15 protein-coding genes and 1 tRNA gene are annotated in these 14,991 nt (G+C 38.6%); 11 read left to right on the top strand and 5 right to left on the bottom strand.

Going from position 1 to position 14,991, the window contains the following annotated elements; genetic code table 11:
• Positions 1-156 precede the first annotated feature (156 nt).
• The 3 genes from V7O64_RS10910 to V7O64_RS10900 all read right to left on the bottom strand — a co-directional run bounded on the left by V7O64_RS10910 (position 157) and on the right by V7O64_RS10900 (position 3,609).
• Positions 157-1,218, bottom strand: coding sequence for a DUF5667 domain-containing protein (locus V7O64_RS10910; RefSeq protein WP_407355418.1), 1,062 nt, complete (start codon positions 1,216-1,218; stop codon positions 157-159).
• A 286-nt stretch (positions 1,219-1,504) separates the two neighbouring features.
• The gene (gene cas1, locus V7O64_RS10905; RefSeq protein WP_407355417.1) at positions 1,505-2,710 is read right to left on the bottom strand and encodes a CRISPR-associated endonuclease Cas1; all 1,206 of its coding nucleotides are present in this window, start codon (positions 2,708-2,710) and stop codon (positions 1,505-1,507) included.
• Positions 2,710-3,609, bottom strand: coding sequence for a hypothetical protein (locus V7O64_RS10900; RefSeq protein WP_407355416.1), 900 nt, complete (start codon positions 3,607-3,609; stop codon positions 2,710-2,712). The genes cas1 and V7O64_RS10900 overlap by 1 nt, the downstream gene beginning before the upstream one ends.
• A gap of 73 nt (positions 3,610-3,682) precedes the next feature.
• Here V7O64_RS10900 and V7O64_RS10895 point away from each other — a divergent pair, with 73 nt between their 5' ends.
• The 6 genes from V7O64_RS10895 (at position 3,683) to V7O64_RS10870 (ending at position 8,771) form a co-directional block, all read left to right on the top strand.
• Entirely contained in the window at positions 3,683-3,832 is a 150-nt protein-coding gene (locus V7O64_RS10895; RefSeq protein WP_407355415.1) for a hypothetical protein, read from the top strand.
• Positions 3,829-4,473, top strand: coding sequence for a hypothetical protein (locus V7O64_RS10890; RefSeq protein WP_407355414.1), 645 nt, complete (start codon positions 3,829-3,831; stop codon positions 4,471-4,473). Before V7O64_RS10895 ends, V7O64_RS10890 begins: the two co-directional genes overlap by 4 nt.
• Before the next feature lie 24 nt (positions 4,474-4,497).
• Complete coding sequence (locus tag V7O64_RS10885) at positions 4,498-4,863, top strand: hypothetical protein (protein WP_407355413.1); 366 nt, start codon at positions 4,498-4,500, stop codon at positions 4,861-4,863.
• Positions 4,851-7,538 carry a DNA polymerase gene (locus V7O64_RS10880; RefSeq protein ID WP_407355412.1) on the top strand — a complete coding sequence of 896 codons (2,688 nt, stop codon included), beginning with the start codon at positions 4,851-4,853 and terminating at the stop codon, positions 7,536-7,538. Before V7O64_RS10885 ends, V7O64_RS10880 begins: the two co-directional genes overlap by 13 nt.
• A gap of 535 nt (positions 7,539-8,073) precedes the next feature.
• Positions 8,074-8,391, top strand: coding sequence for a DUF427 domain-containing protein (locus tag V7O64_RS10875; RefSeq protein ID WP_407355411.1), 318 nt, complete (start codon positions 8,074-8,076; stop codon positions 8,389-8,391).
• Positions 8,392-8,585: 194 nt separating this feature from the next.
• Positions 8,586-8,771: a DUF1059 domain-containing protein gene (locus tag V7O64_RS10870; RefSeq protein ID WP_407355410.1), complete on the top strand. Its 186-nt coding sequence runs from the start codon at positions 8,586-8,588 to the stop codon at positions 8,769-8,771.
• A gap of 171 nt (positions 8,772-8,942) precedes the next feature.
• On the opposite strand, the gene V7O64_RS10865 is transcribed toward V7O64_RS10870, so the two are convergent.
• Positions 8,943-10,916: a PAS domain S-box protein gene (locus tag V7O64_RS10865; protein ID WP_407355409.1), complete on the bottom strand. Its 1,974-nt coding sequence runs from the start codon at positions 10,914-10,916 to the stop codon at positions 8,943-8,945.
• Between the two features lie 464 nt (positions 10,917-11,380).
• Here V7O64_RS10865 and V7O64_RS10860 point away from each other — a divergent pair, with 464 nt between their 5' ends.
• Both V7O64_RS10860 and V7O64_RS10855 read left to right on the top strand, forming a co-directional pair.
• On the top strand, positions 11,381-11,581 hold the full coding sequence (locus tag V7O64_RS10860) for a hypothetical protein (RefSeq protein WP_407355408.1): 201 nt from the start codon (positions 11,381-11,383) through the stop codon (positions 11,579-11,581).
• 59 nt (positions 11,582-11,640) lie between these two features.
• Positions 11,641-11,714 (top strand) — tRNA-Val (locus tag V7O64_RS10855).
• A gap of 304 nt (positions 11,715-12,018) precedes the next feature.
• On the opposite strand, the gene V7O64_RS10850 is transcribed toward V7O64_RS10855, so the two are convergent.
• Positions 12,019-12,234, bottom strand: a complete 216-nt coding sequence (locus V7O64_RS10850; RefSeq protein ID WP_407355407.1) for a hypothetical protein — start codon at positions 12,232-12,234, stop codon at positions 12,019-12,021.
• 240 nt (positions 12,235-12,474) lie between these two features.
• On the opposite strand from V7O64_RS10850, the gene V7O64_RS10845 reads away from it, so the two are divergent.
• The 3 genes from V7O64_RS10845 to V7O64_RS10835 all read left to right on the top strand — a co-directional run bounded on the left by V7O64_RS10845 (position 12,475) and on the right by V7O64_RS10835 (position 14,800).
• Positions 12,475-12,996, top strand: a complete 522-nt coding sequence (locus tag V7O64_RS10845) for a deoxyuridine 5'-triphosphate nucleotidohydrolase (RefSeq protein WP_407355406.1) — start codon at positions 12,475-12,477, stop codon at positions 12,994-12,996.
• Entirely contained in the window at positions 12,959-13,903 is a 945-nt protein-coding gene (locus tag V7O64_RS10840; protein ID WP_407355405.1) for a RimK family alpha-L-glutamate ligase, read from the top strand. The genes V7O64_RS10845 and V7O64_RS10840 overlap by 38 nt, the downstream gene beginning before the upstream one ends.
• A gap of 102 nt (positions 13,904-14,005) precedes the next feature.
• A complete protein-coding gene (locus tag V7O64_RS10835) occupies positions 14,006-14,800 on the top strand; it encodes a 2-amino-3,7-dideoxy-D-threo-hept-6-ulosonate synthase (protein ID WP_407355404.1) in 795 nt (264 codons plus the stop codon).
• The last annotated feature ends 191 nt before the right edge of the window (positions 14,801-14,991 follow it).

Here is a 14,991-nt window from a genome sequence, read left to right as displayed (position 1 = left end):
ACTATACACAAAAAGTGAGATTTGAAAGAATAACCCGTACGCTTTAAACGGGATATATATAACGTCTAAAAAGTGTACGCTTAAATATTTAGGTAATATTTTTTTAAATCAAAAAAAGTAAAAAATAAAAAGATTATTTATCTGTTTGTTTACACTTTATTCTTCTTCTTCTTCTATTTCTTCTTCAACTTCCTCTAAAGTGATATCTATATCGTAGTTACCATCTGAGAAACCATCATCTTCATAAACAGTAACACTTAGAGTAACTGAAGAACTTGGAATATACTTCATTCCTTCTATTTCCACAACTGGATAATCCTTTTCAAAAGTGATATCTAATGAATCTCCTTCAACAGAAACATCTCCACTTTCCCAGCCAGAAGTTCCTGCTAACAATTGATCTTTTAAGGAATTCAAATCCAGAACTTCATCAGTTCTTGCTTCAACACTTCCTGAAAGTGAATCTCCCTCAACTTCAAAGTTGCTTGACAATATTTCGTGATCAACAGTAGGATCTATAGATAATTCTGCTATAATTTGATCCATGGTGTTTACCAATGCTTGTCTTGTCTTTTCTTCGTTTAGTTCTTCTTCTTCTTCATCATCCTCTTCGAACTCTATCTCTTGTTCTATCTCAATACTTGTTTCTCCACTCTCATTTTCAATCTCTATTTCAATCTCGACTTCTCCTGCGTTCTCGTCGAGAGTGGAAAGAATTGAATTTATCAACTCGTCAATCTGCTCCTGTTGCTCAGGAGTTAGGTCGCCTTCGATTTCAATCTCAATCTCAATTTCCTGTTTGAAATCATTTACCTTTTCATCATGTTTTTCAATCCTAGCTTCATACTCAAATTTTTGTTCTGACTCTTCAGGATCCTCATCGCTCATCTCCTCTATTTCAATCTCCAGCTCGGTCATGATTCTATCATGCTCGTTCACAGCCTCAGCCATGGCTTCAAACTCTCCTTCCAGTGCCATTGCTCTAGCTTCTGATAGCCTTTCCGTTGCAAACTCCAACTTTTTCTCCACTTTTGCATCTGTATCAAATGTTAAAGCCAATTCCATATTTTCCATGGCTAGATCCAAGAAATATAAGAAACTGTCAGGCGTTGTTCCTGGTTCAGGTAACTCCGTATTGGATTGTTCTGTCTCCTGCGCAAATGCTGTGGTTGTAGACAGCATGAACAGTACTAATAAGATGGATATTATTTTTTTCATATCACACGCTTCCTTTAATTGAATGGTTAATATGTTATTTTTAGAATATATATATATTCTTTACTTTAGGCTTTAATTAAGCATAATAAATTAGATTTTTTGAAGATTTTATGACCTCTTTTGCTTTAAAAAACTTTAGAACACATTATTTGGGCTAATTTAGCCTTAATATCTTATAAAAAATGAAATTAGACAATATTATTGCTTTTTTTTAATTCATATAAAATATGTAATTAATCGGCTAACAGTAACTTCCTTTTAAGCACCAAATAACTGAAGAAATTATTCAAACCTCTCCCCACATTTCCAACCGTTCCCTCACATGAGCATTAAGAGTAAACGGTTTATCCCCTTTCGCATTTTTCTTCATGTAGTGTAATGTTCCCTTAGAAAATCCCATATCCTTCCATTCAGAATAGGATATATTCAAAATCTTCTTCCTGATCTCATCCGTATCCTGTCTTTCAATCGTATAACAGGGATTCACAAAATCAATCTTCCTCTTTTTACCGTTCAAAAACTGTGCCAATTCCCTTGTTTTGAGTAAAAGAACATAGCTCCACATCATTGATTTGTCCTGATATGTGGTTCTCTTATTCATCCAAGTTTGGAACTCCTCTGTAAGCTTCTTAGCTCCACTTGGTCTAAGCCTAAGAGAGTAATTATCAGTCCTGATAAAGTCCTTCTTCTCCATCCTATCAGTTTCAATCAGATTGATCACTGCCAGATCAACGAGGAATCTGAAAGGCTCTTGCATATCATAGGCTAAGCTGTTCTTACCTGTTGCCATCTCATGTAAAAACCCCACATGTACATCCATACCAACAGCATTGATAGTTCTCATACACTCAGCTTCAAGGAGAGAATAACCATAGTTAAGCATACAATTGACCATATCCCCTGCACCATAAGGACGTGTTTTATACCTGCCTGTACGATCATCAAACTCATACTTTTCAGGAATAAACTTTTCAAACTGACCCCAGTAATAGACAGCAACCGCACCTTCGACTCCTAGAATTTCCCTTATGTTACTGACATCAGGGAGCTTGGAAGAATGTTTTGAAAAGTCGTTATCAATATCAGGATAGCGTTGATGTAGGTAATCTAGGACTATCTGGGTCTTATCAAACTTGGCTTCAATGAAGCTTTTAGCCAGTTTTAATCTGGTTTCCTGATCCTCATAAGCATGATACTGTGCAAATTTGGTTTTGACATTGGTACTTTCAGGAGGAAGCATGGTTGTTAGTAGCTTACCGTTCCAGTCCATTATACTAATCTGTACGTTATGCTTGATTAGCCATCTGATAGCGTCTATACTCAGATTCCCACTCTGTCCATACACGACTATACTGTCAATATCTATCCGCTTAGGAGAGAATACGTATTGTTCAGGCTCTTCATTTGCGGAAAATCTACCATCCTTAATATGTAGCTTGGCATTGCTGACACGCATATCTATTCCGTGTCCATTCAAAAGTATGAGTTTCATTAGAATCCCTCCACATCAGCAATATTCTGCTTTAAAGGATTATCATACATCCCAAGATGAATCATAGCTGTAACTCTAGTTTGAGCAATGAACTGAGCAGGTTCTTCTTTACCCTCAAGTCTCAGTTTTTCCTCGAATTCGTATAGCTCTTCTCTATGATCCTCGATTATATTGGCTGTATAGTTAGACTCATAATCACGCATTTCATGAAGATTATCTAATTCTTCAGCATCCTTTTTTAGTCTTTCAACAACAGCATAATCATTATAGTGCCCTAGTAGGTAGATAAAATGAGTTCTAAGGTTTTTATTTCTATGAAGTAAAGGCTTAGGATATTTGTTTAGTAGATTTCTAAGCATCTCAATAGTTTTAGGGCTGTCATAGGGTTCTATATCCTTTTTGTCTATGTAGGTATAGACAATTCTCAGGATATTATCTATAAAATCTATGTCTTCTGTGTCTAGTTGGGCTATAAGTATGTCTAGTTGTCTAGGATTGAGTAAACAGTATTTCTCATATCTTTCCAATTCCCTAAGTGCCATTTTTTGTTTAATAGAGTTATCTGAAGAAATGTTACCTATAACTGAATCTAAATGAGAGGCTATTTCTTCAGTTTTCTTTAAAGTAACATAACGAGAACGTTTGTCTTCATCCTTAATTCCAAATTTTTGGAAGTTTTTAGGACTTATTACAAGAAGAATCCCTTTGTGTTCCATATCATAGAGCTTTTTTTGAATATTTTCAATGCTATAACCTCTGGTTTTCTTAAATTCAGTTCTCAAACTCTCAATGAGTTGCCGCTTTCTTATAAAAGGAGTTTTTTGTAATAGGCTAATCACATTATACTCAAACTTATTAGTGTTTTTATAATTATTATAGTTGTTTTTATCAGTATTCATATGTAAATTCATAGTTAAATTTATAGTTAAATGTGATTCAAATAGATAGCGGTGTAAAAGAATATTGATCAATATGAATTCAACAAAAAATACACCAAAAGTTCTTGCAACTCTGTCTCCTTACCTCAAGGAGAAACTTGTACTGATGTCTGACTATTTTGGCTGCTCTCAGGCTGAAGTTGTTAGAATAGCACTAATGAAGCTCTGGGAGGAGGAAAAGTGAGCAGACCTGAATTCTCTAAAGAATACAGAACGTATGGTCAATGGCTTAAAGCACAACCCAGAGATACCAGGTATGCAAAGGAGATCATTAAGAAACACCAGATGTTTCCTGATAAAAGCCTGAAGCAGTTGAGAAAATTGAAAGTATCTGATGTGTCTCCTGCTTTGAAATCATTTGATACTTTGTCCCCTGCACAGCGAGACGTGAGAACAAGAGCAGTTCAAGCTTTAAGCGATGTAAGAAAGGGTAAATCCCTTACCACAGCAGCAAAGGAGCAGGGAGTCACTGTACAGGACGCTCTCAAGCATCTTGGAAATGCTGTACATAAGAAGAATGGACGTTGGGTTGCAACCAAAACCGATAGCATTGAGAGAGGTAGGTGGCTTTACTCCAATGGTAAAAGAGTTAGCGTTGTTGTCAAAAGCTCAAAGGATGCTTCCCTTATCAGCAAGTACCTGAACGCTGTCAGGACTGCTTTGAATACAGGAGATGAAGCATCACTCAAGCCATTCAAGAATATTACAATACAGGGTGCAGATGGGAAGGACTACCCACTTGAAACTGATCTTGATAAGCTGTATGAGGCGAATGAGCAAATCGAAGACTCCGAGTTCATACCAATCTACGACGACAGAAATTAAACTAATTTAACTGAGGAATTTTACATGATAAGCAATGATGAATTACTTGAAAAGTTGAAAAAACAAACAAAATTTGCCAATTTGATACAAAATGGAATATGTGAAAATTGTGGAGAAACAAACCCTTATGCTCTTCGAATCTTTGAAGATCATCATATCTCAACCAGAGCTTTTTCACCTGAAACCAGTGTACATTGTCTTAATTGTCACGCTGCTATAACACATTTCCAGAATGAACTGCCTCCTAAATTCAGATCAAAACAGCTAGATTTGCAAGATCGTATTCCTTACGTTCTGCTTTCTCATGCTGCTTTGAGAGATCGAATGGCAGAAACAGAGCGAAAATTACTTGATCAGTTCTATTTGGAGGCACACACATGGAACACATAGCTCTGAGGACTTTCTCAACCAAGGAAACCGAGAAGAAGCAAACAACTTCCAATTATATGCGTGAGAATCCTGATTTTTCCAGACTTCTCACTTTTGATACAGAAACAACAGCAGACGAGTTTCTTAACTTGAAGTTTGGTTCATTTACTGTACATGAGAATGATATCTTCCATTATGGTGGATTATTTTTAGATGAGAGACACGTTTCAGAAAAGGAGTATAAGATTCTAAAAAAACATGCAGAAAAGCGCAACATACGCTTATTCTCTCTTGAGGAGTTCATCAAAATATTCTACTTGGAAATCTACGAGAGGAAAGCACTCTGCATAGGCTACAATATCAACTTCGACCTTTCAAGAATCATTCTTGATTACGGTCATGGAAGGTACTCAGGCAAAGACGGATTTTCATTGAAATTAACTGAGGATACAACCTATCCACGTTTACGCATCAAGCATCTAACAGGGAGATCATACAACGTTGAGTTTACAAGAGCAAAAGGCAAGTACAGGAAGGAGAGAACCTTTAAAGGTCACTTTCTGGATGTGTGTAACCTTGCATGTACTTTGACTGATAACAAATCCCTCACACTTGAGAAGGCATGTGAAATATTCAACACTCCAATTAAGAAGCAATCAACAGCTAAACATGGAGTGATAACTCCGAAATACATTGATTATAACATTACAGACGTAAGATCAACTTACGAGCTTTTCAAAAAAGTAAGGCAGGAATATGAAAGGTATCAGTTGGATATTCCAATGACAGATATTTATTCCGCAGCATCTCTTGGAAAACAAGCACTTAATCAGTTCAATATTACTCCTTTCATGCAGCAGAACCCTGATTTTCCTCCTGAAATTCTTGGAAATACAATGAGTGCTTACTATGGTGGAAGATGTGAATGCAAGATAAGAAAGAAGCCTGTTAAAGTTACAGTTCTGGACTTTTTCAGCATGTATCCGACAGCAACGCTTCTTCTTGGTCTTGGGGATTTTACTATCGCAGATAAGATTCAATACGCGGATGATACGCAGAACGTTCAGCAATTTATCGAGGCGTTCACATTCGCAGATGCACTTGACCGCGATACGTGGAAGCAGTTAAACGTCCTCGTTGAAATTGAGCCTGATGACGATATTCTCCCCGTTAGAACGAAGTACGCGGGAGAAGATGGAACGTTCAACATCGGCGTTAATCGCATAACGATAAACAAGTCTATGTACTATTTTCTACCCGATATTCTCGCCTCGAAGCTGCTTACAGGCAAAGCACCCAAGATCAAGAGTGCAATCAGGTTTATCCCTGAAGGGATACAGGAAGCACTCACTGAATCAGAGGTCTATGGTGTTCATGTGAATCCAAAGGAAGATAATTTCATCAAAGTCCTAGTTGAACGCCGGCAGGGAATAAAAAATGAGATGAAAAAGGTATCTAAGGACTCACATGAATATGATGCTCTGGATGCACAACAGCGAGCTTTGAAGATTCTTAATAATGCCACAGTATATGGGATTAATATTGAGATGCATCCTAAAGACGAGGAAAAACTGAAAGTATTCAGTAATGTTGATTTTGAGTCTGAAGGCAAATATGAACAGCCTGGGAAATACTTCAATGCTATTATCGGTGCGAACATTACAGCAGGAGCAAGACTATTGCTTGCTATTGCAGAGAAGTTTGTGATGGATAAAGGAGAGGTACATGCATACATGGATACAGATTCAATCTTCGTTCCACCACACCTTGCGGATGAATTAAGTCATTTATTTGATTCATTGAACCCTTACGATTTTGACAAGACTATTCTGGAAATCGAGGACGGGATGGAAGATATTTGGTTCTATGGAATCAGTTCCAAGAGGTATTGCCTGTTTAGAAAAAAGGGAAATAAGATCATTATTCCCGAAGGCAAGAAGCTGTTCTATAAGCTGCATGGATTAGGACACATCACAGACCCATTCAAGCGAGAATTACGGGAAGGAGATCAATGGCACAAGAAATTGTGGGAAGACATACTCAGGGTTCATTTCCATCCTGAAGAGTTGCCTGATGTATTGGAGAAGTATGAGAGCTACGCAGTTATTTCCAAGCTTGCAGTATCCACAGGAACAATACTGAAGCGATTCAAGAAAATGAATGAAGGGAAGGGGTTTGATAAGAAGATCAAGCCTTTTAATTTCATGCTCGTTGGCAATGGTGCGACAGTCAATGAGGAGGGAGAGAAGGTCAAACCTGTTGCTCCTTACAATAATAATCCACAGGTTGCTATTGAGCAAGAGTTTATAGACTACAATACAGGAGATACGCTTCAGGGAAGAGAATACTGGAAGCCATTAAGCGATGTATTCCTTGATTACATAGACCATCCAGATGCTAAATTTGAAGGGGATACTGGGATTTTAGAGAGATGGCATCTTAAGCCTACTGGATGCGTGTACATTGGTAAAGAAGCCAACAAGGTTGAGATGCAGGAGCTTGAGAGCAACAATGTTGAGATGTACCATGATATTGAAAAGATACGGGAACTTGTTCTGGGCTTAACTCCTGCAGAGGCTCGGAAGATTGGGATTAAGTACAGGAGTACATTGAAAAAATTGAAGGATAGGGTGAAGGAAGGGGATTTTAATTTGAATACGAAGGAGATGAGGAAGGTAATTCAATATTTAGCTTAAATACTCATGTTAGGGAAAGGTTGGAAATGTGGGGATAATTAATAAGTACATTTTAGGCTTTAGTTATTATATAGACCATTTTATTTATATAGCAGAACGGTATGGTGTATATACAGCAAAGCCAAATTGGTTTTGTGTACCACCACAATTTTTATGCAAACTTGGTTTGCATACCCCCCCCCAAAAAAAACACCGATGACTCATATCGGTGTCCCTCTCTTTATATTTACATGAAAGAATGCTGAAGTTGATGTTGTTTACTCTTAATTCTCATGTGAACAGTGTAGAATCCGAGATCAATAAAGGTAGTACTTTTACATTTACTATACCAATATGATTACTACACAACTGCAGGAATTAATGTATATACAGCAGTACACAGAAAGCAATATATATATACGCCGTTAACCAAACAGATAGATGTGGTTTGTATTTCTAGTGCATATCCAACATGTGCAGTACCACCCCCGATACCCCATTCCCTCAAAAAAACTACATCTCATTTCTCTCTTTTATTTCTAGGAAGTGATTAAAAATGGTAAGAGTTACACGAAAAGTTACTTTAAATGGCACATTACTTGCAAAAAACAATAGAACTATCCTCATAGAAGGAAAGAACTATTTCCCACCTGAATCAGTAAATATGGAATACCTCAAAGAAAGTGAAACAAAAACAAATGTTTCAGGGATGGGAGAACTCAGTTACTACGACATTGTAATTGATGGTGATGTAAGCAAAGATGCTGCTTGCTATTTTGCTGAAACTGATTCAGAAGCCCTTAAAAAGATTGGAAAAGATTATCAAAATTACATACATTTTATGAAGGATACCAAAGAAGAAGTGAGCATATAAATTTATTCTTCCCTTTTCTTTTTTTTACTATAAGTCTCTCTTAATTCCGCATTTTCCTAAGTAAAGGAAGATAACTGATAATAAAAGAAATATAAAAATTTTGGATATCTAAATTTATATTATACTATGTCGAGTATATCCCACTGTTCTTATATAGGCTTAATAAGACATTATAAGATGGGAGGTCATAAAATATGACATATACATTAGCTTGTAAAGATGTGGGGACTACCTGTCCTTTTGTTGCTAAAGCAGAAAACATGGAAGAAATGATGGAGATTGCTGCAAAACATGCCAAAGAAGAACATGGGTATACTGACGAGCAATTAAATGATCCTGAATTTGAAAAAGAAATTAAAGCAGCGGTCAAGGAAGAATAATATAAAATATCGTAAATGGGAGTGACTTGCTCATAACAAGCAGGTCACATCCGAATACAAATTATTTTGAACAGATATTTACTTCATACTTTTTAAAACAATTCAAAATCCAATTGTTTTTTGTAGAAAGTAGCGTACACTTTTTTCCGTTTGTATATATCCCCGTACGTTTTAAACTGGCATTTCAGTTTTATTTTCCGGTTTATTCCCACCTGATGTTTTGTTTCTGGAAAATGATGGGAAGATAATATGTACAGTTGTTCCAAACCCTTCTCTGCTTTCCACCCATATGTTACCGCCATGGATCTGAGCTATTGTTTTACTTACATAGAGCCCTAATCCGCTTCCTCCGTATTTTCGCGACATGGAAGCATCTATCTGGTAGAAGCGTTTGAATATATTCGGCAGTTCGTGCTCCGGGATACCAATTCCGGAGTCCTTCACAGTAATGTGGACATCATCTTTATCCGAAAAGGCACGGATCATTATCTGCGAACCATTGGGACTGAATTTGATTGCATTATCGATTATAGACCTGAAAAGATAAGGCATGTACTCAACATCACCTTTTATCAAAGGAAGGTTATCTTCAAAATCAAGGAGGATCAGCAGCTCCTTATCCTGCGACCTGAATGAGAAATAATCGATAACTTTATTCAGACTGTCCTCTATTCTCATAGGGTCAAGCCTGTAATGGACTTTACCTGATTTGACAATGCTCATATATATCAGAGAATCCATGAGAAAACTTAAGTGTTCATATTTTTCAAGGACTGTCTTCATGGCCTCTTTCTGCCTGCGATTGAGGGGACCAAGCACCTCATCATGGACAAGTTCACTATAGCCTTTGATAGAGATAAGAGGTGTTTTGAGTTCATGGCTCAGGTTGGAAATGAATTCATCCTTCATCCTCTCCAGAGTCTTAAGCTCCTTGTTCTTTTTAGCTATTTCCTCTGCATATGAATTTATCTCTCTCTCAGCTTTTTTACGCTCAGAGATGTCACGGGTGACACCGAGGAAGAAACGGAATTTTCCCTCTTCATCATAAACAGGATTTGCAACTACTTCAGTCCACACAAGGGATCCGTCCTTATGGTATTGCTCCAGTTCAAGCGTCTCTGAATAATTGCCATTGCCCGCTTCTAGATTCGTGTAGAATCTGTCAATAGCGCTCAATATTTTTTCCTGATGCTCCGGCGGGAAGATCTCATCAAATGACTGATCTGCAACCTCTTCGGGCGAATAACCGCGAAGCTTGAATATAGAAGGACTTGTATATGTGAATTTTCCCTCCGGGCTCAGGGTCCATATAACATCGTTCGCACTTTCGGCAAGAAGGCGGAATTTCTCTTCAGATGCCTTCAGTTTCATGGATGCAAGCCGCTCCTCTGTTACATCAGAACCGGAACTTATCACGCCAGAGATGGACCCGCCGGAGTCCCGAAGATAAGAGTTGGTCCATTGGATTATTCTTCTTTCCTTATCCCTGGAGAGGATACTATACTCAGATATTCCGATATTATCCAGATCACCATTGATCATATAGTTGAAAGTCGTAAACGCAAGATCCTTCTCTTCAGGAAGAAGGAACGTTTCAAACCAGTTTTTCCCGATCAGTTCCGATTCCTTGCACCCCAGTACTTCATAGCATTTCCTGTTTGCAAGTTTTACTGTGCCATCTGTGTTCAGAGCGATTATCATGCATCCTGCGATATCAAGATAGTTCTGGGCACGGTCTCTTTCACAGACAAGTCCGTCGTGCAGTTGTTTGTTCTTTAACAAAGTCCTCACACGTGTGAGCACCTCTATCCTGTCAATCGGTTTTACAAGGAATTCATCCGCCCCTGCCTCAAGCCCTGTGATCCTGTCATCCTTTGAGGATAGTGCTGTGATCATAATCACCGGAATGAAATGTGTTGGCATGGAAGCTTTGATCCTGCGGCATACTTCATAGCCGTCCATACCAGGCATCATTATATCGAGAAGCACAAGATCGATATCTTCAGATAATATGATATCAAGAGCTTCTTCGCCACTGTGAGCCCCACGGACCATATGTTCCTTTGACAGGAAGGCTTCCAGAAGCTTTACATTGAGCGGGTCGTCATCAACGACCAGTATTGTATGTCCGGATTTTTTGTCCATTTTTTGAAACCCTTATGCTGTGATCAGGAAATAAATTTAGATCAGATGCGATTATTTTTGAAAACTGCAAGCTATTTATGAGTAATTGTTGCACACTATGAATATAGGACATTTTAATATATAAAATCCATGCGATGATAAAATGACAAATATAGTACCTGGGGCAGGACAATCCAACTATATCAAAAATAATCCTGCTTAAAATAGAAAAGTGCAAATGTCAAATGTCAAAAAATCATTCCCATGTAAATGATCATGTATTTCTGTTTACTGACACAAACAGCATTTGATCCAAAGGCAAAAATTGAAAGGTATTGAATACAGCACACACTCAAACTTACTAGATACATATCTGTGATAACACCCTTCAATACAAAATAGGGCAAAGTTATATATATACATCCAGAACATATAAATAAATATATATTACCAACTATAGCAAAAACATTTTTAAGGGAATAAAAATGGCACAATTGGAAATTGACGAAAGATCGCTGAAGAAGAATTCATTGCTCTTACCTGTTGCTGTGATCCTTGGAACTCTTCTGGCGATCATTGCCTACACATATTTACCACCCACAACAGCATTGATCACCATATTCTCAGGCACCATCGTCGTAGCATTGATCACATACGCCGTCCTGAAAAAAAAATACGACCAGTAAAATAAAAGGCAACGACAGATTTATACACAGGGAGAGATATCTCAACCCAGATATAAACAGGGCTCGTGGTCTAGCTGGTCATGACGTCGCCTTCACACGGCGGAGGTCCGGAGTTCGAATCTCCGCGAGCCCATTTCTGTTTTTCATCGTTTTTGCGGTATTGAGCGAAGCGAGATACCTCGAAACGCGCTCCAGAAGCGTGATCTGGGTTATGAATCTCCGCGAGCCCATTACTTGTTTACAATCCTCACATTTATCTACACAAATTTGCACAATCGTTTTAGAGATATCAAGCGTAGCAAGATAAAACTGATAGCATCCCTTTTTGCAGGAACTGTTCAAAAGCAATTCACTTAAAATAATTCACTTAGAAGAAAGAGAGAAAAGCAAAGAGAATAACGAATTGACCAAAAAAAACATAGAGGACCTAAAAATGATCAGTCCTCTAAACAGAAATGCCAGCTTGATTCATCCGGGATGCTTTCCCGTATCGGGGACATATATTCCTCTTTGTAATGAGGAAGATCTGCACTTACGTATTTAGGGAAAACAAGAAATATCTCTTTCTGGTAAGTGGTTCCATCAGGACTTAAACTTACACGAAACATAATTTCAGGTCTGTTCCCATACTTCAAAATATCCGTACTGCTCACATCATTCACTCCTTTTAAACTATACTCAGTCCAATAGTCACTACTGTTTCCATTACCATGCTCCTTAAAAAGTAGGAACAATGGATTATGAAAACTTCTCAAACTCACCAAATTACATATAAGTTCCAATATAAATATAAGCCTTTTGGTTAATAACCATGTACATTAAAGATTAATGACATCTACTTATTAGATAACATGATTCCAAAAAGATATATCCAATAAAGCAAACTTACAAGCATGACACTCTTATCAAAAAATGAACTCCGGGACCTCATAAACAGCCCTGTGCCACTCGTTGAGAATATGAAAGACATCAAAACCCAGCTTCAGCCAAACAGTGTGGAACTTACTTTAAAGAGCATAGAGACATTCTGCAGTGAGGGGGCTGTCGACTTTGACAACACTGAAAGGGAAACACCGGCAACAGAACCTCTGGATTTTGACGATAAGGGATGGGCACACCTTAAGCCCGGTGTATACAAGATAACTTTCAACGAAATTGTGAACATCCCCCTGGACCTTGCGGCTATAGCCAGGCCAAGATCGACACTTCTAAGATGCGGAGCAAGCATAGGCACTGCTGTATGGGATTCCGGATACAGGGGGAGAAGCGAATCAATGCTGGTAGTTCACAACCCTTACGGCTTCCGCCTGAAAAGGAATGCACGTGTCATGCAATTATTGTTCTTCAGCCTGCACAGTGAGCTTGAGGAAGGATACTGTGGCAGATATCAGCACGAGAACATTCAGGAAATATGACCCGGATAAACTTGAGAAGAATAATATAGCAGAGGGCTTTATGGACCATAATACCGACATTGCCATATTAGTGAGTGATGAATATTCAAATCAGCCATATGAAGATGATCTGGCACTCAAAGAGGAGATCGAAAAACGAGGACGCACATGCCAGATCGTTTCCTGGCGGGACTTGAATATTGATTACCGCACAATTGGATCTGTTATAATAAGGTCTTGCTGGGATTATGACCAGTATCTGGAGGATTTCCTTCAAATATTAAAAGGAATAAGTCACCAAAGTGTGTTGTTCAATTCGTACGGGATTGTTGAGAAAAACAGTGACAAGACATACTTGAAGGAGCTTGAAAAAAAAGGGATAGCAATAATACCAACTATATTCCTGGACAAAGCTGAGCTTGATATGAGCCTCATTCCTGCACAATGGAAAACATTGATAGTAAAACCATCTGTAAGCGCAAGTGGAAGAAATACATATAGAGTGTCAAGAGAGAATGCAGAATATGCATGCTCAAGTGTTTCAATGCAATGTTGCAATAGCAGTGTGATGATCCAGCCTTATATTGAAAGTATTGAAAATGTCGGAGAGAGATCAACCATTATGATTGGTGGCTTACCAGTGTTCACTATGAAAAAAACCCCTGAAAAAGGCGGATTCCTTGTGCACGAACACTACGGTGGGACATATGAAGAAACACAGATAGACCAGATAGACAGGCATTTCCTGAAAAATGTATGGAATTCACAAACAGAAGAGCCTCTTTTCATGAGAGTGGATTATGTTTATGATGATAAAGGGAAACCATTGCTTTTAGAACTGGAAATGATAGAGCCTAATCTTTACCTGGCACGCAATCCCCTTGCCTTAAAAATGCTGGCCGACAAATTATGCAGATCTGTTGAATAACAGATGTTCCTGACATATTACAAGGTCATACACACAAGGAAGCTTCAACACACTAACAGGTTTTTCGTCAGGGTTATCTACAATAAAAGCAATGACGCAATCATGAGCGAAATTGGCAAATCAGTCAGGATGGAAAGGATATTCGACCGCAATACAGGTAATACCATTATAATACCAATGGACCATGGTGTTGGTGCAGGCCCAATAAAAGGGATCATTGACCTGCCTGCCGCTGTGAACAAGGTTGCAGAGGGTGGGGCAAATGCAGTTCTGGGACATATGGGTCTGCCAAAGCATGGACACCGGGGGTATGGAAGGGATGTAGGCCTTATAATACACCTCTCAGCCTCCACTTCCCTGGGACCGGACCCAAACCACAAGGTACTTGTCACAGACATCGAGGAAGCTATAAAGGTTGGTGCGGATGCAGTATCCATCCATGTGAACGTAGGTGCTGACGATGAAGCTGAAATGCTTCAGGACATGGGTTACGTGGCCAGGAAGTGTGATGAATGGGGAATGCCATTGCTTGCTATGATGTACCCCAGAGGTCCAAAGGTCATGTCCGAACACGATGTCGAATATGTGAAACATGCCGCCAGGATTGGTTCTGAGCTTGGGGCCGACATCGTCAAGACAAACTATACCGGTGATATAGACACTTTCAAAGAGGTTGTCAACGGATGCCCGGTACCGGTAGTTATAGCAGGTGGCCCCAGAATGGATACTGAAAGGCAGCTTCTTGAAATGATATACGATTCCCTCCAGGCAGGCGGTAAAGGTGTGGCCATCGGAAGAAATGTGTTCCAGTCAGATGATCCTACAAAACTCGTTTCAGATATTTCAAAGATCGTACATCATGGCATGACAGCAGAAGAAGTACTTGGACCGGAATAAAGGTAATGGATTTTCCAGTGGAAACAAAGGGGTTTTGCTTGTTTTCCACAAATACATTCTTTTTTATTATGTTTTCAATCTACAAATAACCTAAGAATACATTATGAGAATATATTAATACTCCAGAATACCGGAAAGTACAAAGCATAATCGGCAAAAAATCCTTGAATTAACAGATGAAAGAATAAGAA

It is taken from the genome of Methanolobus sp. WCC5, assembly GCF_045690325.1.
Taxonomy (GTDB): domain Archaea; phylum Halobacteriota; class Methanosarcinia; order Methanosarcinales; family Methanosarcinaceae; genus Methanolobus.
This window is presented reverse-complemented; position numbering and strand designations above follow the sequence as displayed.